The 22,689-nt window shown below is 42.1% G+C and carries 19 protein-coding genes; 2 read left to right on the plus strand and 17 right to left on the minus strand.

Features of this window, described 5'->3' with window-relative positions; all coding sequences use genetic code 11:
• Nucleotides 1-7: 7 nt before the first annotated feature.
• Nucleotides 8-1,297, minus strand: coding sequence for a glutamate/aspartate:proton symporter GltP (gltP, locus tag ACWM35_RS11550; protein ID WP_454818486.1), 1,290 nt, complete (start codon nucleotides 1,295-1,297; stop codon nucleotides 8-10).
• A gap of 238 nt (nucleotides 1,298-1,535) precedes the next feature.
• Here gltP and ACWM35_RS11555 point away from each other — a divergent pair, with 238 nt between their 5' ends.
• Complete coding sequence (locus ACWM35_RS11555; protein ID WP_454818488.1) at nucleotides 1,536-2,453, plus strand: aldo/keto reductase; 918 nt, start codon at nucleotides 1,536-1,538, stop codon at nucleotides 2,451-2,453.
• Between the two features lie 104 nt (nucleotides 2,454-2,557).
• Nucleotides 2,558-3,043: a GyrI-like domain-containing protein gene (locus ACWM35_RS11560; protein WP_454818490.1), complete on the plus strand. Its 486-nt coding sequence runs from the start codon at nucleotides 2,558-2,560 to the stop codon at nucleotides 3,041-3,043.
• 48 nt (nucleotides 3,044-3,091) lie between these two features.
• On the opposite strand, the gene ACWM35_RS11565 is transcribed toward ACWM35_RS11560, so the two are convergent.
• From ACWM35_RS11565 to ACWM35_RS11640, 16 genes are all read right to left on the minus strand, one after another.
• The gene (locus ACWM35_RS11565; protein WP_454818492.1) at nucleotides 3,092-4,030 is read right to left on the minus strand and encodes a GGDEF domain-containing protein; all 939 of its coding nucleotides are present in this window, start codon (nucleotides 4,028-4,030) and stop codon (nucleotides 3,092-3,094) included.
• 18 nt (nucleotides 4,031-4,048) lie between these two features.
• The gene (locus ACWM35_RS11570) at nucleotides 4,049-4,948 is read right to left on the minus strand and encodes an EAL domain-containing protein (protein WP_454818494.1); all 900 of its coding nucleotides are present in this window, start codon (nucleotides 4,946-4,948) and stop codon (nucleotides 4,049-4,051) included.
• A gap of 169 nt (nucleotides 4,949-5,117) precedes the next feature.
• Entirely contained in the window at nucleotides 5,118-6,809 is a 1,692-nt protein-coding gene (locus ACWM35_RS11575) for a methyl-accepting chemotaxis protein (protein WP_454818496.1), read from the minus strand.
• Nucleotides 6,810-6,966: 157 nt separating this feature from the next.
• Nucleotides 6,967-7,929 (minus strand): mannose-6-phosphate isomerase, class I, encoded by a 963-nt coding sequence (gene manA / locus ACWM35_RS11580; protein WP_454818498.1) that lies wholly within the window; start codon nucleotides 7,927-7,929, stop codon nucleotides 6,967-6,969.
• 99 nt (nucleotides 7,930-8,028) lie between these two features.
• Nucleotides 8,029-8,850 (minus strand): 5-deoxy-glucuronate isomerase, encoded by an 822-nt coding sequence (locus tag ACWM35_RS11585; protein ID WP_454818500.1) that lies wholly within the window; start codon nucleotides 8,848-8,850, stop codon nucleotides 8,029-8,031.
• Between the two features lie 16 nt (nucleotides 8,851-8,866).
• A complete protein-coding gene (gene iolE / locus ACWM35_RS11590) occupies nucleotides 8,867-9,763 on the minus strand; it encodes a myo-inosose-2 dehydratase (RefSeq protein ID WP_454818502.1) in 897 nt (298 codons plus the stop codon).
• A 12-nt stretch (nucleotides 9,764-9,775) separates the two neighbouring features.
• Nucleotides 9,776-11,695, minus strand: coding sequence for a 3D-(3,5/4)-trihydroxycyclohexane-1,2-dione acylhydrolase (decyclizing) (iolD, locus tag ACWM35_RS11595; protein WP_454818504.1), 1,920 nt, complete (start codon nucleotides 11,693-11,695; stop codon nucleotides 9,776-9,778).
• 392 nt (nucleotides 11,696-12,087) lie between these two features.
• On the minus strand, nucleotides 12,088-13,551 hold the full coding sequence (locus ACWM35_RS11600) for a CoA-acylating methylmalonate-semialdehyde dehydrogenase (protein ID WP_454818506.1): 1,464 nt from the start codon (nucleotides 13,549-13,551) through the stop codon (nucleotides 12,088-12,090).
• Nucleotides 13,552-13,582: 31 nt separating this feature from the next.
• Nucleotides 13,583-14,584 carry a 5-dehydro-2-deoxygluconokinase gene (iolC, locus tag ACWM35_RS11605; protein ID WP_454818508.1) on the minus strand — a complete coding sequence of 334 codons (1,002 nt, stop codon included), beginning with the start codon at nucleotides 14,582-14,584 and terminating at the stop codon, nucleotides 13,583-13,585.
• A 33-nt stretch (nucleotides 14,585-14,617) separates the two neighbouring features.
• Nucleotides 14,618-15,637, minus strand: coding sequence for an inositol 2-dehydrogenase (iolG, locus tag ACWM35_RS11610; protein WP_454818510.1), 1,020 nt, complete (start codon nucleotides 15,635-15,637; stop codon nucleotides 14,618-14,620).
• A gap of 69 nt (nucleotides 15,638-15,706) precedes the next feature.
• A complete protein-coding gene (locus ACWM35_RS11615; RefSeq protein ID WP_454818512.1) occupies nucleotides 15,707-16,588 on the minus strand; it encodes an ROK family protein in 882 nt (293 codons plus the stop codon).
• 33 nt (nucleotides 16,589-16,621) lie between these two features.
• The gene (locus ACWM35_RS11620; RefSeq protein ID WP_454818514.1) at nucleotides 16,622-18,730 is read right to left on the minus strand and encodes a DUF5054 domain-containing protein; all 2,109 of its coding nucleotides are present in this window, start codon (nucleotides 18,728-18,730) and stop codon (nucleotides 16,622-16,624) included.
• Nucleotides 18,731-18,758: 28 nt separating this feature from the next.
• Nucleotides 18,759-19,523, minus strand: coding sequence for a sugar phosphate isomerase/epimerase family protein (locus ACWM35_RS11625; protein ID WP_454818516.1), 765 nt, complete (start codon nucleotides 19,521-19,523; stop codon nucleotides 18,759-18,761).
• A complete protein-coding gene (locus ACWM35_RS11630; protein WP_454818518.1) occupies nucleotides 19,524-20,495 on the minus strand; it encodes an aldo/keto reductase in 972 nt (323 codons plus the stop codon).
• A gap of 26 nt (nucleotides 20,496-20,521) precedes the next feature.
• Entirely contained in the window at nucleotides 20,522-21,808 is a 1,287-nt protein-coding gene (locus ACWM35_RS11635) for a CehA/McbA family metallohydrolase (RefSeq protein ID WP_454818519.1), read from the minus strand.
• A 21-nt stretch (nucleotides 21,809-21,829) separates the two neighbouring features.
• A complete protein-coding gene (locus ACWM35_RS11640) occupies nucleotides 21,830-22,687 on the minus strand; it encodes a carbohydrate ABC transporter permease (RefSeq protein ID WP_454818521.1) in 858 nt (285 codons plus the stop codon).
• Nucleotides 22,688-22,689 lie beyond the last annotated feature (2 nt).

Raw genomic sequence — 22,689 nt, forward strand, 5'->3', positions numbered from 1 at the left:
GCCTGGGTTAGCTTGCTTTTTGTTGGATGGTTTTTTCTGCCCCCATCACTTCATTGAGATAGGCTTGTGCTTTCTTTTCGTCATATTGCTTTTCCCATTTTGACATGACCACGGCTGCAAGTGAATTTCCGACAACGTTGACAACGGTGCGGGCCATATCGAGAATACGGTCAATACCGGCGATGAATGCTAATCCTTCTAATGGGATTCCTACTGATCCTAATGTCGCAAGTAAAACAACGAAGGATACACCCGGTACACCGGCGATTCCCTTTGATGTCACCATCAACACTAACATTAAGGATATTTGTTCCCCAATTGATAGGTCAATTCCATACATTTGCGCGATAAAGATCGCCGCTAAGGCCTGGTAAAGCGTAGAACCATCAAGATTAAATGAATATCCAGTAGGGACTACGAAAGACGTAACCGCTTTTGGACAGCCGAACTTTTCCATCTTTTCGATAATCTTTGGCAATACCGTTTCAGAGCTGGCTGTTGAATAAGCAAGGATTAATTCATCCTTTAGAATTCGAATGATATGGAAAATATTAATTCCGAATGCTTTTGCTGTAAGTCCTAAAACTACTAAAATAAAAAATACCATCGCTCCATAAACCGTTATTACCAATTTACTTAGCGGGATTAAGGAGGAAACACCAAAAGTAGAAACGGTTACACCAATCAGCGCAAAAACGCCGAATGGAGCAAATTTCATAATTTGGTTGGTTACATAGAACATTGCTTCCGCCGTACCTTGGAAAAACGCCAGGACGGGCTTCCCTTTTTCCCCAATCGCTGCGACGCCAAGACCAAAGAAGACAGAGAAGAAAATAATCGCCAGCATATCGCCTTTCATCAGCGATTCAAATAGATTGGCAGGAACAATGTTCACAAACGTATCCATAAAGCTATGGCTCTCGACTTGTTCCGTCGTTTCAACATAGCCGCCAATATCCTTTTTGCTTAGTTCGTTCATATCGATTCCGGTCCCTGGCTGAAATAGATTGGCAGCCGCTAGACCAATAATAATCGCGATCGTCGTAATAATTTCAAAATAAAGAATCGTTTTACCGCCTAATTTACCAAGTTTCTTAATATCACCAACTCCAGCGACACCGACAATTAAGCTGGAGATAACAATTGGGATAACAATCATTTTTATTAACCGGATAAAAATCGTCCCAATTGGTTGTAAATATGTCTCAATAGCAGGATTACCGTAGAAAACAGCACCAACTATAATCCCAAGGATTAATCCCGCTAAAATTTGCCATGCAAGACCAAATTTTTTCAAGTCATCACTTCCCTTTCAATATAAATCTCTTATATCACAATAGTAAAAAAAGAGTGACATAATAAAAATAATAGTGGTTGACTCCCTATAATTCAACTATTTTTGCAGTCTTTCATAATAAAAAATGTTTCCAAATCACAAAAAAGACTAATTAATCACTGCTAAGTGACAAGTCCCCTAAGCTTATGTCAAAATAATCCATGTAAGGTTCTATTTCAAAAACAGGAGGTTATTGATCGTGAGAACAATGAAACTTGGAAGCAGCACGTTAGAGGTGCCCGTTGTAGCCGTTGGCTGCATGCGAATTAACTCCTTAGAAAAAGCCGAGGCGGAGCACTTTGTCCAAACCGCCTTAGATGAAGGGGCAAACTTCTTCGACCATGCGGATATTTATGGCGGCGGGACTTGTGAGGAAATTTTTGCCGACGCCATTCACATGAACGATGATATACGCGAGAAGATCATCCTCCAGTCAAAATGCGGCATTCGTAAAGGGATGTTCGATTTTTCAAAAGAACATATTTTAAACTCCGTTGATGAAATTCTACAGCGGTTGAAAACAGACTATCTAGATGTACTTCTACTGCACCGGCCAGATGCACTAGTTGAGCCCGAAGAGGTTGCCGAGGCCTTTGATCTTCTTGAAACATCAGGAAAAGTGCGACACTTTGGTGTATCGAACCAAAATCCAATGCAGATTCAACTTTTACAAAAATATGTCAAACAGCCGCTAGTGGCCAACCAGCTGCAATTAAGTATCACGAATGCGACGATGATCTCGAATGGAATCAATGTAAATATGGAAAATGATTCGGCTGTTAATCGCGACGGAAGCGTCCTTGATTTTTGCAGACTGAACGATATTACGATTCAGCCATGGTCTCCATTCCAGTACGGATTCTTTGAAGGAGTATTTCTCGGAAACGACAAGTTCCCTGAATTAAATCAGAGGATTGATGAAATCGCAGCAAAATATGAGGTGAGTAACACGACGATCGCGATTGCCTGGATCTTACGCCATCCAGCCCAAATGCAGCCAGTCATCGGGACAATGAATATCGCTCGTTTGAAGGACTGCATCAAAGCGAGTGAAATTCAACTAACTCGTGAAGAATGGTACAGTATTTATCGTGCGGCAGGCAACATCCTCCCGTAGGGTAAAAGTTACCAAGCATAAATTGTTAATTTTTGTTAAATAAATTAAAGGTTTTTCCAAATGAAAGTAGAATTTACCTATTAATCATTATTTAGGAGGTAAATATGTCTACTTTAATAAGCAAAGGGAAAGTTCGCCATCATGGATTTCAGTTTTTGGGGACTTCAGCTATAACCAGTAATCATGCTGAAATGACTGGAGAAGGGTGTATCCCTGGATTGTGGGCGAATTTTTATCAAGATCAGATCTTGGATTTAATACCCAACAAGAAGAATGCAACAATCCTAGCCTTATATACTGAATATGAATCGGATGAGACTGGACCTTATACATTTGCGATTGGAACTGAGGTAACGGAAAAGCAAACAATCCCAGATAAACTAGAGGAGTTTGAAGTACCTGAGTCCGATTATATTGTTTTTACAACCCGAAAAGGTCCTGTGCAGGAGGTTGTCGTTGAAGCTTGGCAGGAGATATGGGAATGGTCAAAAACGAATGAACGGGCTTTTCGAACAGATTTCGAGCTTTATGATGAACGGGCAATCGACCCTACGTGCGGTCAGGTTGATATTTATATCTCTGTTAAGTAAGAATGGCATAAAAATAGATGCTAGTTTATACACTAGCATCTATTTTTTCTATGTATTGATTAAGCAACAGCTGCCGCTGACCATTTTGCAGCTTTTTTTCACGACAGCTGCAAATTCAACCAATTGTTCAACCGTTTTAAAGGATTTTTGTTGATTGGTAACAATAGCAATCGACAATGACACTAGGGGGATCTTCTCCTTCACCCCATGCCGATTTTCTGCAATTACAAATTGTTGGGATAAGTGGCTGGAGGTGTAAAACTCCTTCATTTCCCTATCGAAATCAGCAATCATTTTTTCACAAATGGAAGTAAAGTCGTAATGACTTAAAACCGCAATAAAATCATCGCCGCCAATATGCCCCAAGAAGTAACCTTTTTGAAGAAATGCTTCTTTCAGCAGCTCTGCCGTAGCCTGAAGGAGATCATCCCCTTTTTTAAAACCATATGTATCGTTATATGCTTTAAAATGATCAAGATCAAAATATAAGATACTAAACCTTTCTTGTTGCAGCATCTCTTGTAGTTTCGCTTGAATGGTGTGGTTTCCCGGCAGACGTGTGAGAGGATTTAAATAACTTGCAAATTCCACCTGTACCTCCACTAGCTTCATTAGTAAACTTTGAATACTAACAATTCCATTATACTTCCCATTCTTTGTTACGATGACATCATCATAACGATGTTCTTCCATTCTTTCCATTGCTAACTTACTCACATCGGTAATAGACTGAAAGTAATCGACAATGAGAGGCTCTTTATCGAAGATTAATTCAATCGACCTCCCCATATAAAGATTATATCCATATTGGCTCCCCATCTTTTGATAAAAATGAGTTCTTGTTACAAGAGATATGGGTATCTCATTCTGTACGACAACGATTCCCTGGATTCTAGTATTCTCACTAAAGATCGTATCTACCACTTTACTTACAGTTGATTGGGAAATACAGGGGACTAACTCAACGATATCACCAATATAGGCCACCACAACTTCACCTTCTATCTATTGACTAGTAATGATTTCATTCTCATTTCCAATAGAATTTACCGGTATCCTCCCTGGATTTATTTCCTCCTGAGGTTTACCTAGAGCATATCCTTGCGCAAAATGGACTCCTTGTTTACGTATATAATCCAAATCCTCCACGCTTTCAATTCCTTCTGCAATAATCTCCGTAGAAGATTGCTTGGCATATTCTACAATTAACTTCACCAATTGCTGCTGCTCTAAGTTGTGATGAATATTCTGAATCAGTGATTTATCTAATTTAATAAATTCAGGCTTTAAATAAATTAATGTTTTTAAACTGTTATAGCCTGAACCAACATCGTCAATCGCAATGCGAAAGCCTTGTGAACGATAATTAGCGAGAACCTTTTCAAACAGAGTATAGTCCGTTACTGCACTTTTCTCGGTCAATTCAAACACGATTTGATTCGGTGCAATCCCCAGTTCAGACAGGAGTTGAAGTGTTTCTCCGCTATGATAATTGGGATCGAGTAAAACATGGGGGTGAATATTGATAAAAAGCAAGGAAGGTTTCTGCTTCACATTCTCTTTATATCGATCCATAAATCGTTTTAGGGAAAGATTTCTACAAAAACATTCAAACATGAATACTTGATTGGATTGACCGACAAAATCATAAAAATGTTCTGTGTTTGTAAACAAGTTTGAACAACCTGGACGATTCAATGCTTCATACCCAATCGTTTCCCCCATTTGCAAATCAAGAATTGGTTGAAAATAGGTGTCTAGCGCATTATTTTTGATTATTTTCTGCAATTCCTTTAAACGTTTATAAAATAAAATCTCTTTCCTGCCTCTATCGTTTAAATACTTTAAATATATAAATAATCGATTTGTCTCCAATGCAGACTGGCTATTTACCTGGGTGTACAAGGGCTGCACCTACTTTAATTTAGGATGATATATCCATTTTAATCATCCAATGTAAAGACAATGTTAAATTTTGAGTGAGATTTAGTTAATTTCGACAAAACTCGATGCCGGCCTCTGGGTTACCGCAAAAAAGCAGTGGAATCACGTAGATCCACTGCTTACTAAACTCTTATACTTTAAATTTACCAATTAATTTTTGCAATTCTTCTGCCATCTGGGATAATAGGGCTGATGAACTCGTAATTTGTCCCATAGCAGCAACCTGCTGTTCCGTAGCCGCTGCCATTTCCTGAGTTCCTCTGTCCGTTAATTCAGAGATACTTTTGAAGGTGTTAACCGCCACGACTATTTCATTCGTTCCATCACTTATTTCGTTGACAGAACCTGATACTTCCTCAATCTGAATCGTAACCTCCAAAATCGCCTTTTGAATGTGATCAAAGGATGTTCCCGCATCATGAACGAGTGTAATTCCGTCTGAAACCTTCAGCATCGTATCATCCATTGACCGAACTGTTTGCTCAGTATCTGCTTGAATGGAATAAATCAACTGAGAAATTTGTTTCGCTGCCGCTGCAGATTGTTCTGCTAGTTTACGAACTTCTTCCGATACAACAGCAAAGCCTCTGCCATGCTCACCAGCTCTGGCAGCTTCAATCGCTGCATTTAGGGCTAATAGATTGGTTTGATCGGCAATTCCCGTAATGGTATCGACAATTTCACTAATTTGATTAGAGCGTTCTCCTAACCTTTTCACTTCTTGTGAAAGCTGGTTCACAGTTTCACTAATCCCGTTCATTTGAACAACAATGGTTTCAATCGCTTGATTACCTACTATCGCCTTTTCCGATGCTGTTTTTGCCGTATTCGTTGCTTGCTCAGAATTCCCTGAAATATTTTTCACGGTATTGGAAAGCTGTGTGACAGTTATTGATGTGTCATTTACACTATCAACTTGCCTTTTCGAACCTAATGCCACCTCTTGAATCGATGAGGCAATTAATCCAGTTGATTTCGTTGTTTCCTCCGAACTGACTGTTAACTGTTCAGCGGCAGCTGCCACTTGCTCCGCATTCATCCCTACTTGTTTCACTAATTCTCTTAAATTCCTGATCATCGCGTTGAAAGAAGCGGCCATCTCTCCGAGCTCATCTTTTGTATTTAATTGAATCACTTGCGTGAGGTCTCCCTCTCCTTCCGCAATTTCAGCTAATCTAGTCGTCATCGTTTTTAGAGGTTTAACAATAGAACGAATGACTGATACTGCGACAAATACACCAATTACAATAAACAAAGTAAGGACTCCATATAGAATGGTTGATTCAATTTTTTCCGTCTTTGCAAATAATGACTTATCTTCTTTAATTTCAGTCGATATCTTTTGAACGAAAGCGTCAATACTTGGATCGACTAACTCTTTACGAATACTTCTTTGCTCCTCCATATGGATGGTTAAAGCATTCTCTTTATTTCCAGCCGTATATTCATTAACCATTTTTTCATTCGTAATAAAATATGCTTCTAGGTTTTCCTTTATTTTTTTAATCTCACTTCTATCTTGATCATCAAGATATTTCATTTTATCAAGATCTGTAAAATAGCTTTCTATCTCTTTTTCTTTCTTTTCAATCCCTTGAACTAATTCCATATCGCCTGTTAAAAGAAAGGCTCTTTCATCATTTGATACTCCAGTAAATCGATATTGCAGAGATTTCAACAATAATTGGACCGCTTCATCCTCTTGCATCTCAATAAAAGTCGTTTTCGTTTTCCTTTGTTGATCCGATGATAAAATACCTGTAAAGATTATTCCCAATATTAATATGGTAACAAGCAACACTAGCTTCTTACTTATTTTCAAGACCATTCCCCCAAAGACTATTATTACGATTATTATCGGGAATATTTCTATTAAGTTTATGGCGGAACTACATTTACATTATTTTAACAATTGATAGCCTTCGATAGGTGACAGGCACGAAAAAGCGTAAGTGGTCGTCCACTTACGCTTTTCCGTATTACTTATGAGATACAATCAGTTCACAATTCCCGTGGATTTCAAATTCGCCTAAACCAACAGGAATAATGAGATGTGTTCCTTTTTTCAGCGAGTAATTCTCGCCAATATGTGCAAGCGTACCTTCGCCATTTATGACACTCAATAGTAGGTACTTGTCGTGGAAGGAAAAACGGGAATTCCCGTTAATATCCCATTTATACACGGAGAAAAATTCCGATTCCACAAACGTAGTGATCGTGACATTTTCTTGTGTTTCAACCTTAGGGGTGACACCTGTATCCTGATGTGGCACAGTCGTCACATCAATCGCTTTTTCCAGATGAAGCTCACGGAGATTCCCCTCTGCATCCCGGCGGTCATAATCATAAACGCGGTAAGTAGTGTCTGAGCTTTGCTGTGTTTCCAATACAAGTGTGCCTTCACATAAGGCATGGATCGTGCCGCTTGGGACATAGAAGAAATCGCCTGGCTTGATCTTCACTCTGCGCAGCAAGTCATTCCATTTTCCTTCATTAATTTGTTCGATTAATTCTTCTTTCGAGCGCGCATTATGACCGAAAATCATATCAGCGCCTTCTTTACAATCGAGGATATACCAGCATTCTGTTTTCCCTAACTCGCCATTTTCATGAACCTTGGCATAGGAATCCTCTGGATGAACCTGAACGGATAAATCCATATTGGCATCTAGGATTTTCGTTAACAGCGGAAAAACTTCCTCCTCCGGATTACCAAACAGCTCCGGTTGTTTACGCCATAACTCGTCCAATGCCATTCCCGCATAAGGTCCGTTTTCAATCACAGAAGGACCATTTGGGTGAGCAGAAATCGCCCAACACTCTCCGGTTTGATCTGTTGGAATACTATATCCAAATTCATCTTTTAAGGCGGTTCCGCCCCAAATTCTCTCTTTAAAAACTGGCTTTAAAAACAATGGTTGCAAAATGATTACCTCCAACATGATTCTCTAAAAACCTTATATCAATTATGTAAGATTATCTCATCACAACAATACTCTATTTTTTAAAAAGAATCAAAAGTTAGAAGAAAGAGAGAGGTACTAACACTTCTCTCTTCTGTTACCCATTAATTTTAACTTTTCCGGCCAAATTTTCGCATCAGGCTCTAGCAGCCATTTATGCTCCTCTTCCATGATCCGCTCCGTCCAAGGATTGTTTTCCAGATGGCGAATCATCCAGCAGAAGTACATCGCATAACCAGGTGCCGTTGCTTGCGGATGATCAAGATCACCTGGAATCGTGATATAGCTATTATGCTCAACACGATACGCATCCGGCCCCACCATCGCACAACCAAACCCTTGTGGCTTGTCAAAGCGATAGTAATAGACCTCAGGCTGATCATGATAATGTGGTGGATAGCTGGACCATCTGCCTGGATAGGATATCACTTCACCGATGACCAAATTCGAATATGGGGCATTATTATAATCAAAGATTGTCCGGATCACTCTTTCTGCCGTACCATCCCAAACCCCTTCACCTGCGACGGTACTTTCACAATCATTTTGGGTGTATAATTTTGCTTCAAACTCTGTGTCATTCGTAGTTTTTTGGACAAGCACCTCACTATGCGAAAGCGCAGTAATTTTTACTTCTACCTCTTTTGGAATATGGAGACACCATGGGTTTTCTTCAAAAACACTATCACGCTTAATTTCGTGGGAGATTCCGTTCCACTCTAGGTGCAAGGTCCCTTCCAAAAGAAGAATGGCACACTCCTTTCTTCCGTCCATTAGGATTTTCGTATCTCCCACTGCCAAAGTATAAATTCCGATATCCTGGAGCATGTCAGGATGCTTACTTTCCATATCGGCAATCTTTGTGTATCCCTGCTTTAATTCACCCAGCTTCTCATACATCCCGTTCTTTCCTCCTTTACAACCCGCTAATCTCTCGTATATAGGCTCGTGCTTTTAAGGCATACTCCAATGGGTTTGCCACCGCTGGGTCTTGTTCCGCCTCAACGACAAACCAACCTTTGTAACCCCCTACACTCAATGCATCAAATACAGGTTTGAAGTCAATAACTCCATCTCCAGGGACTGTAAACACACCTTCTTTAACCGCTTCCAGAAAGCTAAGCCTTCCTTCACGTACCTTATGTGCCACATCGATCCGCACATCCTTTAAATGAACATGGTGAATGCGATCTAGATATTTTTTTAAAAGATATAGGTGATCTTCACCGGAAAAAACAAGATGACCTGTATCGTATAAAAGGGACACTTTCTCTGGATTCGTTTCTGCCATCAACCTCTCTATTTCTTCTGTCGTCTGAATACCCGTCCCCATGTGATGGTGATAGACAATTTTCATGCCTTTTTCCGCAGCTAAATCACCCAGGAGATGTAAACCATCAACTAAAAGCGACCATTCCTCCTCTGAAAATACCGGTTTCCCAATAAACAGCGGTGTTTCCAGTTTCCCTTGAATACTTTTTCCTTGTTCCGATACAGCAATCACCTTTGCGCCCATTTCATGTAAAAAGTCACGATGGGCTACGAAGGATTGGAGCGTTTCCTCAAATGGCTTTGTCGTTAAAAAGGCACTAAACCAGGCACTCGCGATTTTTAGACCACGTAAGGATAGTGCTTTATGTAAATTCGCTGGATCGCGGGGATATTTATTGCCTACCTCACTACCTGAAAACCCAGCAAGCGCCATTTCACTAATACATTGCTCAAACGTTACATCACCGCCAAGCTCTGGCATATCATCGTTTGTCCAGCCGATTGGGGCTATCGCCAACTCTACCTGATTTTTCTCAAACATCCTTATTCCCCCTTAGTAAGCGCGGGCTTTTTCTAGATTGGTTTTATTTCTTTTAAAAGACGCTTGGATGTCTTCCTTATTCGAAACTTCTGCCACACCGACATTCCACCAGGCATCATATCCACGGGTCATCGTTTTAGGAAGCACCTTGATATCAATCAGCGTACTAATCGCTTGCTTTTTGGAATCCATGATTGCTGCTTCTAATTCTTCCAATGTTTGTACTGAGTACGTCTTTACCCCATATCCCTCTGCCACCTTCGCATAATCAATCGCCATGATTGGACCGTCTAATTTTCCAGTTAACGGATTCCGCTTGCGGAATTCTGTGGCAAAGCTGTCCATACCATTTTCCATTTGCAGATTGTTAATACAACCAAATCCTGCGTTATCAAATAAGATGACATTGATTTTTTTCCCTTCCTGAAGGCTTGTCACCATTTCCGTATGAAGCATCAAATAACTTCCGTCCCCAGTCATCGCGTACACTTCTTTGTCAGGCTCGGCTAGCTTTGCCCCGAACGCTCCGGCAATCTCATAGCCCATACAGGAATAACCGTATTCCATGTGATAGGTATTTCTTGCTTTAGAAACCCACATCCGTTGGAGATCGCCAGGCAAACTACCAGATGCCCCGACTATAATGGCGTCCTCATCAATTAGTTCATTCACTTTGCCAATGACCGTTGTTTGGGTTAGGTCCGAACTGAAAACTTCTTTATATTCAGGTAGCGTTTCATCCAAATGTCCTGCAACTTCCGGTATAAACCCTTCATCAACGGTAAGTGATGTGAGGCGAGTTAACTCTTCTTCCCATGCTTCCTTCGCCTCAGCTATTTCGTTTTCATAAGCAGTTCGATACTCACCAAGCATCTCCTCAATTGCTTCCAGTCCAGCCTTTGCATCCGCTACCACTTTGACAGCGTCGAGCTTCGCGGCATGAAACTCAGAAATATTGATGGTTAACACGTCTGCATGGGCAAATAATTGTTTGGAGGCTGTTGTGAAATCGGTGAATCTGGTACCTACGGCAATAATTAAGTCTGCATCCTTAGCAATGGTATTCGCAGCGGCATTTCCGGTGACGCCTAGTCCTCCTAGATTAAGCGGAAGAAAGCTTTCGACTCCACTTTTTCCAGCCTGGGTTTCACCAAAAGGAATGTTAAATTTCTTCGCAAATTGAAGGAACGTTTCCGCGGCTTCTGAATAACGGACCCCGCCACCTAAAATCATGAACGGTTTCTTTTTCGACTTGATGAGTTCTACAGCTTCACAGACGCTTTCTTTCGATGGCTGACGACGCTCGATGCGATGCACTCGTTTAGCAAAAAATGCTTCCGGGAAATCGTAGGCTTCACCCTGAACATCCTGTGGAAGGGCAATGGTTACCGCACCCGTATCGGCAGGGTTTGTCAAAACGCGCATCGCATTGAGAAGGGCTGACATCAACTGTTCTGGGCGGTTGATTCGGTCCCAATATTTACTCACTGCGCGAAAGGCATCATTCGTAGAAATCGATAAATCATGTGTCTGTTCAATTTGCTGGAGGACAGGATCAGGCTGACGCGACGCAAACACATCCCCTGGGAGTAACAGAACAGGAATATTATTGGCAGTAGCCGTCGCCGCAGAAGTAATCATGTTGGCTGATCCAGGTCCAACTGAGGCTGTGCAGGCCATAATCTGTTTCCGATGTTTTTGTTTGGCAAAGGCCATTGCGGCGTTCGCCATCCCCTGTTCATTACGTCCCTGGTAAACCTCTAATTCACCTGGATCTTCCTCAAGCGCCTGACCAAGTCCAAGCACATTCCCATGGCCAAAAATCGTAAAGATCCCTTTTACAAACCTTTGCTGTTTACCATCAAATTCTAGATACTGGGCATTTAAAAATTTTACCAATGCCTGCGCTGTCGTCATACGAATCGTTTTCACGAATGGAAAACCCCTCTCCTATAATGATTATTTTTAGAGTTTTTTTAAAAAGAGGCTCTGTTATATTCATTGTTGATATTCATGGTCTGACTGAGAATAATTAAGAGAAGAATTTACCGTTAATGAATCTAAAGGCAGCCCAAGAAGCCGATTTAAGCGGAGATATTTCCCTTATTAGCTCTAAATAAGGAAAAATCCAAGGATTTTAATCAAATAGGCGAAAAAACTTCCCTTATTTTGAAGGAAATAGCGGTTTTTCCAAATATAAAGGTAATTATTCCGCTTATTTTCAAACACTGTTTAATCAACATTCAGTTATAACAGAGCCTTAAAAAAAAGGGACATGGCACGGACATTTATCCGTCCCACCACCTCCCTTATAGGAAAATCAATTATTTTACATAACGAGCTGTTAGCATTTTCTTTCTTGTGTAAAATTCCACCCCATCGGTTCCATTGGCGTGTAGATCACCATAGAAGGAATCCTTATACCCAGAGAATGGGAAGAACGCCATCGGTGCTGGTACACCAATATTGACGCCAAGCATACCTGCATCAATCGTTTCACGGAATTGGCGGACAGCCGAGGCACTATCGGTATAAATACAGGCACCATTCGCAAAAGCGGAGGCATTTGCCAACTCAATCGCCTCGGTTAGGTCTTTGACACGGACAATCGACAGCACCGGTGCAAAAATTTCATCCTGCCAGATTTTCATTTCCTGTGTTACATGATCAAAAATCGTTGGACCAACAAAGTAGCCGTCGCCGTTCACCGCTTCGTCCTTACGTCCATCTCGAAGCAATGTCGCACCCTGCGCCACTCCGGATTCAATATAACCAAGCGTCCGCTGTTTGGCATTTTCACGAATCACTGGCCCTAAAAATACCCCTTCATCCAAGCCATTTCCAATCACAATCTCATCGGCGGCCTGCACCAATTTTTCAATCAAGGCATCGGCAATCGATTCTTCCACGGCGACAACGGCTGCGGCCATGCATCTTTCTCCGGCTGAACCAAAGGCAGCACTCGTAATTTGCGAGGCAGCAATCTCAAGGTTCGCGTCCTTTAACACAATCGAGTGATTTTTTGCCCCAGCGAGCGCTTGAACACGTTTTAAATTTGCCGTACCAGTCTTATAGACATATTCTGCTACCGGCTGGGAACCAACGAAGCTGATCGCCTTCACCAGCTTGTGCTCCAATAAACCATTAACCACATCATGCGCACCATTAACGATATTCAGGACGCCTTTTGGGAGACCTGCTTCTTCAAATAATTCGGCCAGCCTTGCTGCTAAAAGAGGAGTTCGCTCCGATGGTTTTAACACGAATGTATTTCCACAAGCAATCGCCAACGGGAACATCCAGCATGGCACCATCATCGGGAAGTTAAACGGAGTAATCCCGCCGACAACCCCTAGTGGATAACGGTACATCCCTGATTCAAGGCCTGCGGCAATATCAGGAAGCTGTTTGCCCATCATTAAATTGGGAATTCCTGCAGCAAACTCAACACACTCAATCCCGCGAAGGACTTCACCATGTGCTTCCGCAAAACTTTTTCCATTCTCAATCGTTACTAATCTAGCAAGCTCATCCCAATGCTCGACGAGGAGCTGCTGGTATTTAAAAAGAATTCGTCCACGTTTCGGGACGGACACTTGGGACCATGCTTGAAAGGCTTCATGTCCCGCTTGGACAGCTTGATCTACCTCTTCTTTTGTGGAAAGAGGTACGATTGCCAACTCTTCTCCCGTTGCCGGATTATAAACTACCTCTGTATTTTCGGATGTTGACTCGACCCATTCTCCGCCAATGTAGTTTTTGACTGTTTTTACCGTCGTGACTGACATCTAACAGACTCCCTTTCTATTAAAAGATGGTTTATACAAATTCATATTGAGCTGTTTCCATTTGATGAAGAAGTTCTGCTTTCGTTGGCATCGCATCCGAACAGCTGTGGCGGGATATAACAAGCGATGCCGAGGCACTTCCCATTCTCATCGCCTCTGAGACATCTTTCCCATTCATAAGTCCGTAAATAAAAGCAGAAGCATACGAGTCACCAGCGCCGAATGTTTTCAAAACCTTTGTCCGATAAATTCCGCTTCGATGCGAGGCTCCGTCCTTCGTGTAAGCAATTGATCCTGCACCACCATGTTTAATGACAACAAGCTCAGCACGGTGTGAAAACCAGCTTGATGCAGTTAGCTGATCATCGGATTCATTCATATTTAATAATTTTTCCATCATGTCAAACTCTTCCCGAGTGCCAATAATAACATCACATTTTTCAGCAGCTAGATTATAATAAACGGCTGTTTCTGCTTCATCAGCCCATGTATACGGACGATAATCAAGATCGAAGAATACCGTTATATCATGCTTGACGGCATACTCCAGCGCCACAAACACCGCCTCTCTAGACGGACTCTGGGCAAGCGCAGTCCCAGAAATCAATAGAGCCTTTGACTGTTTGATATAGGCCTCATCGACCTCAGAAGGATGAAGCTTTAAATCGGCAACATTGTCCCGATACATCAAAATACTGCACTCTTCCGGGCTCTTAATTTCGGTAAAAGCCAGTCCTGTCACTGCACCCGTACGGTCAATCTTAACACCAGCTGTATCAATCCCATTTTTCTCCAAATAATCGGTAATAAAACGACCCATTTGATCGTCAGAAACCTTACCGATAAAGCCTGTTTTCTGACCAAGCCGCGCGGACCCAATGGCAATATTAGCTGGTGATCCACCGACATATTTGGTAAACGTCCGCGTCTCCTCCATCGGACGATTGGTTTCATTGGCATTCAAGTCAATGCAGAGCCGTCCAATCGCAATTAAATCGAAAGGGCGATTTTGATTAAATGTAAGTGGGTTCAATTTCTCCTACCATCCTTTCTTTTGAGTAGCACATTAAACAACAGCCCCACTAATAGAATCCAATTGTACTGGCCTACCGGTTTCAAGCGACTTTTTGGCAGCCTCAGCGATTCGCTCCGCCTGCAGTCCATCAAGGCCTCCACATAGAACGGGTTGATTTTCCCGTATGGCAGCTATAAATGCATCTACTTCCTCGATATACGCTTGTGTATAGCGCTCTAGGAAGAAGTACAACGGTTTTTCTTTTGTAATATGTTTGGCGGAGGAAACTTCGACGGTATTGGATCGGTTATTATCAGCCTGTGCTGCACCTTGGTCGCCAAAGATTTCTAAGCGCTGATCATATCCATAGACGGCACGCCGGCTGTTATCGATTACCCCGAGTGCCCCGTTGGCAAACTTCAAAGTAATAATCGCGGTATCAATATCACCTGCTTCGGCAATGGCCGGATCAACGAGCACCGCACCATTGGCATACACTTCCACCACTTCGCTGCCCATGATGTACCGAGCCATATCAAAGTCGTGGATCGTCATGTCCATAAATAGCCCGCCAGAAGACTTTATGTAATCCATTCCCGGCGGTTCGGGATCGCGTGATGTAATCCGTAAAATATGAGGGGTACCCACTTCTCCCACTTGAACGAGCTGACGGATTTTACGGAAGTTTGGATCGAATCGGCGATTGAAACCAACTTGGAGTTGGATACCTGCTTTTTCCACAGCTTTCAGTGCCTCTTCCGTTTCTTCAACGGAAAAACTAACTGGTTTTTCACAAAAAATATGTTTGCCTGATGCAGCTGCTTCTTTAATCATGGTGGCATGTGTATTCGTCGGAGAACAGATAAAGACAGCATCAATGGCTGGATCGTTTAGGATGTCGAGGTAGTTTGTTGTCAAGACGTCAATTTGTTTCTCTTTCGCCCAGGACTCGAGATGGCCGATGCTAACATCTGATACACTTTTTACCCGGACATTTGGAATTCTCCTTAAGTTGTCAATATGTATCTTTCCAATCCGCCCCGCACCAATTACCCCTATCATCAGTTCCATATGAAACAACCTCCCTAGAAATAAAATTCATTCTCTATAAGACGAAAAGGAGGGCGATGCTCTCCTTTTCTAGTGATGATCTATGCTGCCGTCCTCTTGAAGTGCCTGCTGTGCCAGGATAAGAGCGCCGGTAATCCCCGCATCATTTCCGAGTCCAGGACTTACAATATAATCGGATAGCTCTGGAAGTTCGACATACTCATTGAGCAATTCTTGTAAGTATCGATAAAGATAAGAGAATACTTGTTTCTGGTTCATTACTCCGCCACCAAGGATGATTTTTTTAGGAGATAGGATTAACACATATTGCATAACTGCCTGGGCTAGATAATATCCCTCCAACTCCCAAACCTTGCTTTCGTCAGCAAGAGCGGCCGCCTTTTCTCCCCAGCGCTCCTCAATCGCAGGACCGGATGCAAGACCTTCCAAACAATCGTCATGATATGGGCATTTTCCTTTAAAAAGGTCGTTCGGTTGACGTCTCACAAGGATATGACCCATTTCAGGATGTGACCATCCATGAAGAACTTTTCCTTGTACAACTGCCCCTGCTCCTATTCCCGTACCAACTGTTATATATAAGCAGCTATCTAGCCCCTTGGCCGCACCAAAGGTTAGTTCCCCTAATGCGGCGGCATTGACATCCGTTGTAAAACCAATCGGTACCGAAAATTCTTCCTTTAGTTTTTCGACAAAAGGGTAGTTGTTCCACCTTAATTTTGGTGTGGTCGTGATAGAACCATAGGTTGGACTGTCCTGATTTACATCAATCGGCCCAAACGAACCAATCCCAATTGCCTGCAAAGTGTATGGCTTAAAAAACTGGATTACCCTTGGGATCGTCTCCTCTGGATTATTTGTTGGAATCTGAATTCGGTCAACAATTTTCCCATTTTCATCCCCAACAGCACAAACAAACTTAGTCCCGCCTGCTTCAATTGCACCAAACATATTCCTACCTCCCCTAACAAACAGGAATCACTATTAATTTGATTTCAATCTTAAGGTAAATCTACTCTTCCCATCTTCCTCATACCACATTGGGAAGTTTGTGCCCCAAATATTGTTATAAAGGTTAAAATGAAATCCACCTTCAAGGGAAGCAATGGTATTGTCAAACTGTAGCAATCTTTTTTCACCAGGGGAGACTAAAGGAGAATCCTTTGACTCCAAAACCGCTTCTCCATCTGCCCCTTGATAGTAAAGGCCCGAACCCAATGCATGAAGGTTCCGATTTCCATTTTTCGCAACTTCAAGCGGTGAAATCTGTTCCCCCATCTTATCCATCTTCCAAATGTTCGGATTGTCAATCTGTAAGGCAAAGGAAAACCACATCGCCTCTGGTAAACGATTTGCTTCCTTTTCAAACCATTGAAGATCAATATCGATTTGCTCTGTATTCTTAGAAAACTTGTATTCGATGATGACCTCCTTTGGAGCACCGAATGGTTCGACTGCCTCCATTGGCAGCTGAAGATGAACAAGGACATGTTCACTTGTCACCGTTTCCATTTTGCTTAAGGATTGGATCGCAGGGCGGAAAATTTCATGTTTCGGTCTTGGTATCACCAATTCCATCCCCGGTTTCCCTTGATCTGCTTCCGACCACCGATAGGTTTGGCCAATATTCTCCACATATTCATCAAACCAGCGAGCATAATTCTCCACTCCAAAGGACTCATACTCAAGCACGCCGATTCGTTTTTGTTTATTTGCCCACTCTTTTCCCTTACTATCTAGTAAACTCTTGATGGAGCCATCCTCTGCAAAAACAACGGTAAACCTTCCGAGAGGATACGCGGTGTTTGTTCGCAGTTGTTCTTTCTCTGGTTCCTGTTTTTGAGGTTCTAATAATCGGAATGCTTCCAAGGCCTCTTTTTGTCTTTCAGCTGATAAAGAATTGATGGCCTTTTGAATATAACTACGCTGTTCCTTCCAGGAGGCCTCAAATAATTGATAGCCTCTAGTGTCAGGAGCCTCTGAAAAAACTTCCCTTGATAATCGGTCATACTCATCCATCGCAAAGGAACCTATATAGCTATATTTATCCGGTACAGAATCAGGCTCGATGGCATTTTTCTGTCTCGCCCTTTGAAAATCTTGCTTAGAATAATTTTTATAATCATTTAGATATTTTTTTTCATCCAATCCCCATGTATGTTCTGGGATTAACAGCAGCCAGTCAGAAAACTGTGTATACTCTTCGCCATTTACCTCTAACTCGCCCTCGCTGACCCACTTGTTTCTGAGTCTAAGTAATTCACGGTATTGGGCTACCTTTTTAGGATCGGTCGCGGCACCATGTATCCATGAATCGCCAATTTCCTCATAAACAACTGGCAGAGTGTGCTTAATGTCCTGGATTTTTTCCGCAAAAGCATCCATCGTAGACGCCTTGACAACTGCATTCGGAAACCTTTCCTGTAAACCAAGGAACTCAGTTTTAATATCCCCAACGGATGGTGGTCCACAATTATCTCCTGTATGAGCAAAAACCATAACCTCATTTATTCCATCCAGTTTGAGAACGTCCCCGTAGTTATCCGCATAGTTAACGATAATTTCTGTATCGTCCTTACCCTTCCATACAAAAATAGATGGCACAGATGGCACTTTTGAAGCCGGATTAACACCAAGATGCAAATATTCAATTCCGTTTTTCGCCAAGTAAGGAATCATCGCTTTTGTATGCCCTGGAACATCGGTCATTTTCGCCGAAATCGTTTGTTTACCATATTTCTTATCTAAGCGTTTTGCGATCGACAACCCATAATTGAATAACTCAGCATCCATCAATTCCGTATGCGTGGTAAAAGGCAGCCCATGCCAAGTGATATAACCCTTTTGAATCGCAGCTTCCATCGAGCGCTTTTGTTCATCATTTGCTTGTTTTAAATACTCCTGAATTAACCAGGAACCTGTCGTCCATACAAAACCTACGGATGTATCATCTTTATCTAAACTCGTCGCCAGCTCAATTGCTTTTGGAATGTAGGACTTAATATATTGCTCTGTCACATTCTCTGCTAAATCGGTAAAACCGATATCCAAATGTGTTTTGAAGATGACATGCACCACTTCAATATCCTTCATGTTGCTGCTCCCCACCTTATGTATGTCTCTATACCTTTACTTTTTCCGCCAGTTTCATCAAATTGGTTAAACTTAGTTCTAGGCTGTCAAAAGGATTACCCGGACAGAAATCCTGTTCCACCGCGTAGTATTCCACCCCATTTTGTTCGCCCCATGCTAAAATCGGTTCAAAATCAATCGATCCATTTCCTACTTCGGCAAAATACTTTCGATCATCCTTTGTCATATCTTTTAAATGAAGGATTGGAATCCGATTCGAAAATTTCTTCATATAAGTTAGGGGATCAATCCCCGCCATTTTCACCCAATACGTATCCACTTCCGGATAAAGAGTCAGCCCATTTTCTTTTTCTAAAATAAAATCAAGTGCATACTTCCCGTCAATTTGTGTCTTAAATTCAAAGTCGTGATGGTGATATCCGACTCGATATCCTCGTGGAGTTACCTTTTTCGCCACTTCAAAAAGATCATGCTTGGCTTTGCGATACCCTTCCTCATTCTGCATTTCTTCTTCGAGATAATGACAGAAAAAGTCAGTTGTCTCAAACAAGTCTGCCTCATGAAGGACCGTTTCTAAATCATTATTCATACGGTCGAGGCTGATATGCATACCAGCTGTTCTTAACCCTGTCTCGTTTAACACTTCGGCGATTTCTTCGGCTGGATAATCATAGAGACCATCGATTTGCACAGCGGCATAACCCATTTTCTTTAACTCACGTAACACACCAGGGAAGTCCTTAGCGATTTCATTACGTAACGTATATAATTGAGCAGCAAATTTATGCTTCATTTATTTCGCTCCCCCTATTTTCGATTCACGTAAGTTGAGATTGTCCAGTTCTTCTGAGGTCAACACAATCTTGGAACCCTTTATAGAAGACAGGATCTCCTCTACTTTTTCCGGACCAATAATTGCGGCTGTTGGATAAGGCTGGTTTAGTACATAGGCCAAAGCAATTTCAGTGGCACTTGCTCCTTTGTCCTCGGCAAGTTTTTGCGCCTGGTGATAACGCTCCCAGTTTTCCTCACTATAATAGACTTCTACCATTTCTTCATTTTCACGACTTTCCGGTGAGAATCGGCCGCTAAAGAAACCGCCCGCCTGTGAACTCCATGATAATAGTGGCATTTGCATTCCCTTATGCCAGTTGGAGATTTCCTCATTCACCGACACACAACCGGGCCATCTTGGCCGATTGCATTGCGCAAGGCTTAAGTTCGGACTGTTAAACGTAAATCCAATTAGACCATGCTTCGCTGCATAATCATTGGCTTCCTGAATCCGTGTATGAGACCAATTCGAAACGCCAATAGCATGGATTCTGCCTGATGCAATATGCTCGTTCAATACTTCGATTATCGTTCCCACTTCAACACTTGTGTCATCGCGATGCAGTGCATAGAAATCGATATAGTCTGTTCTTAATCTTTCCAAACTTTCTTTGATATCCTTATTGATAAATTCTGGGCTTAAACGAGAACCCGTCTCGGGATCATCGGGATGGGCACCTTTTGTTAGAATGTGGATATGCTTGCGGATTCCCCTCGATTCCACCCATTCTCCCAATATTTCTTCACTTCTAATATATTGATGGGCGGTATCAAACATATTACCGCCCTCAGCGACATAACGATCCATAATCGTAAAGGCCTGTTCTATACTAGCTAGTTGAAAAAAGTTGGCTGTTCCTAAAATCAAACGGGAGACTCTTTTTTCGATCGATTTATTGTCAACCACACCATGAAGCGTCATATAATTCATCGTGATCCCTCCTCTTTTCCCGAGAGTTATAGTTTATTAGAAAAATAAATCGGATTGCTCAATGAAGCTAGTAGTCTTGATTTCACTTGGGGGAAATAGCGCCAGACTTCCACGCGGTAAAAGGAACGTCCCCCAACTTCCAAGGACCAATCGACCGTGTCCTCACCTTCTTCTACCATTACTTCCTGCTCGACTCCCAAATTAGAGATGATTTTAACTACATCACTATACTGAACATCTTTCACGTTCACCTGTACCGGCAAATCCGTATCAGTACAAACATCCCCAACCATACTGGATCCGCAGGTTAGCCCAATAAATGGTCCTTGTGATGAATAGCTTAGAACCACATGACCTTTATCAATTGATTTTAAAATCTCGGAACTTGTTAAACTCTTACTATATACCCACGTTGTCGGCATACCATGAACAACATAAGGATCCGGACGATGGGCATCGCTGCCGCCGACCGCTACCAACCGCCTGCCAGAGACAAGCTGTTCCTGCCACCAGTCGAGCGCATCCTGGTTATCCTCGCGCCAAGGCCCATTCCAAACTTCCACCCAATCATAATCAAAATTCCAATCCAATCTCCATCCGGTATTTCGGCAGTACGGATGATTTAAGGAAATATAGGCACCCTTTTCGCGAGCTTCCCTTAATCGTGCATGTAAATCTTCCATATTACTGACTCTAAAATCACGGACTGGATCATTTACCCCAAAAAAATTGAGATGTCCCCAGTTGGTGGTTAACTCCATCCCTGGGATAAACAAAGTGTCAACATCACGCGGATAGGCTTCGTTTTGGCTGAATGCATTGTGGTCGGTTAACGCAACAAAATCAAGCCCATCTCGTACGGCAATTTCTGCTTTTTCCCTTAACGTGAACTTGCCATCACTATGAACACTATGTGTATGAAGATCTCCCTTTAACCATCGGAGTTTCTCCAGTGTATATTCCATCGTCAAATTGACGGTACAGCCCTTCTTCGCGACCTTGTAAGCCCCTAGAAGAACCGCCCACTCTCCCGCTTCAATCGGTCCATGTAAATAACCAGGAGTCGCTTTGGCTAAGTGGATAAAGAACTCGGTACGGGCACCGCCGCTCCAACCACGGACACGATTGGGATCCTTTACACCAAGGTCAATGATGCTGGAAGCCACGCCTTCTTGAATAACTTCCATTTTTACTTTGATTTGTTCGGTCCCAGTTGGAACCGTAAATGGAACCTCGATATAGAGATTCTCTTCATCATGCGAGATAAATCTTGAAATACTTTCTGTTTTTGAACAATCTTGGATTATAGCCATCCTCTTACCTCCTAGACCTTTCTATTCTTTACCCGAACCGAGCATAATCCCTTTTACAAAATATTTTTGAACAAATGGGTAGATAACAAGTAAAGGAATCAAAGCGATGATGATCCCTGCCATCCGGACATTCGCTGTAATAAAATCACTGCTCGAAGTGGCGTCGGATGAAATAATTAACGAACGTAAAGCCAGCTGTAACGTATATTTTTTATCATCGTTGATATAAAGTAAGGCCGAAGTAAAGTGATTCCATCTGCTAACAAATTCAAATAAGGTGACAGTCGCAAGACCAGGCTTCGCTAATGGTAAATAAATTCTTGTAAAAATTCTTAAATCACCTGCTCCATCCATTCTTGCTGACTCCGCCAATTCATAGGAAACTCCTAAAAAGTAATTACGCATCAGCAATACACTAAATCCGGAAACTAACCCATTAATGACGAGACCTGTCAGCGTATTTAATAACCCTAGATCTTTATTCACCACATAAAGAGGAATCATGATTGCCTCTCCTGGAATCATCATTGTGAGCATGATTAAGGTGGTCATTAGCTTTTTGCCGGGCAGTTCTTTTTGTACTAATACATACCCCGCCATGGCTGAAAGCAATACATGAAAGACAGTCCCGAAAACGGTGACAATCACATTGTTATAAAAAGGGCGCCACAGCTCGAGCTTTCTCCAGATCGTTTCATATCCTTCAAAGTTGATTTCGGTCGGCCAAAGTTTAATCCCCGGCTTCATCGACTCGATATTCGAAGAAAGGGAAACGACCAATGTGTTAAGTAACGGAACAATCATCGTAAGGACTAATGCTAATAAAAACAAAGTATTAAGACCATAAAAGAATTTACGTTTCAAACTCCAATTTTTCATTT

Source organism: Neobacillus sp. K501, assembly GCF_053749995.1.

Bases quoted from the DNA above. Each gene is read 5' to 3' on its own strand.
- ACWM35_RS11560 (WP_454818490.1), top strand. From the start codon at position 2,558: ATGTCTACTTTAATAAGCAAAGGGAAAGTTCGCCATCATGGATTTCAG.
- manA (WP_454818498.1), bottom strand. From the start codon at position 7,929: ATGTTGGAGGTAATCATTTTGCAACCATTGTTTTTAAAGCCAGTTTTT.
- ACWM35_RS11585 (WP_454818500.1), bottom strand. From the start codon at position 8,850: ATGTATGAGAAGCTGGGTGAATTAAAGCAGGGATACACAAAGATTGCC.
- iolE (WP_454818502.1), bottom strand. From the start codon at position 9,763: ATGTTTGAGAAAAATCAGGTAGAGTTGGCGATAGCCCCAATCGGCTGG.
- ACWM35_RS11600 (WP_454818506.1), bottom strand. From the start codon at position 13,551: ATGTCAGTCACGACGGTAAAAACAGTCAAAAACTACATTGGCGGAGAA.
- iolG (WP_454818510.1), bottom strand. From the start codon at position 15,637: ATGGAACTGATGATAGGGGTAATTGGTGCGGGGCGGATTGGAAAGATA.
- ACWM35_RS11615 (WP_454818512.1), bottom strand. From the start codon at position 16,588: ATGTTTGGTGCAATTGAAGCAGGCGGGACTAAGTTTGTTTGTGCTGTT.
- ACWM35_RS11620 (WP_454818514.1), bottom strand. From the start codon at position 18,730: ATGAAGGATATTGAAGTGGTGCATGTCATCTTCAAAACACATTTGGAT.
- ACWM35_RS11625 (WP_454818516.1), bottom strand. From the start codon at position 19,523: ATGAAGCATAAATTTGCTGCTCAATTATATACGTTACGTAATGAAATC.
- ACWM35_RS11630 (WP_454818518.1), bottom strand. From the start codon at position 20,495: ATGAATTATATGACGCTTCATGGTGTGGTTGACAATAAATCGATCGAA.
- ACWM35_RS11635 (WP_454818519.1), bottom strand. From the start codon at position 21,808: ATGGCTATAATCCAAGATTGTTCAAAAACAGAAAGTATTTCAAGATTT.
- ACWM35_RS11640 (WP_454818521.1), bottom strand. From the start codon at position 22,687: ATGAAAAATTGGAGTTTGAAACGTAAATTCTTTTATGGTCTTAATACT.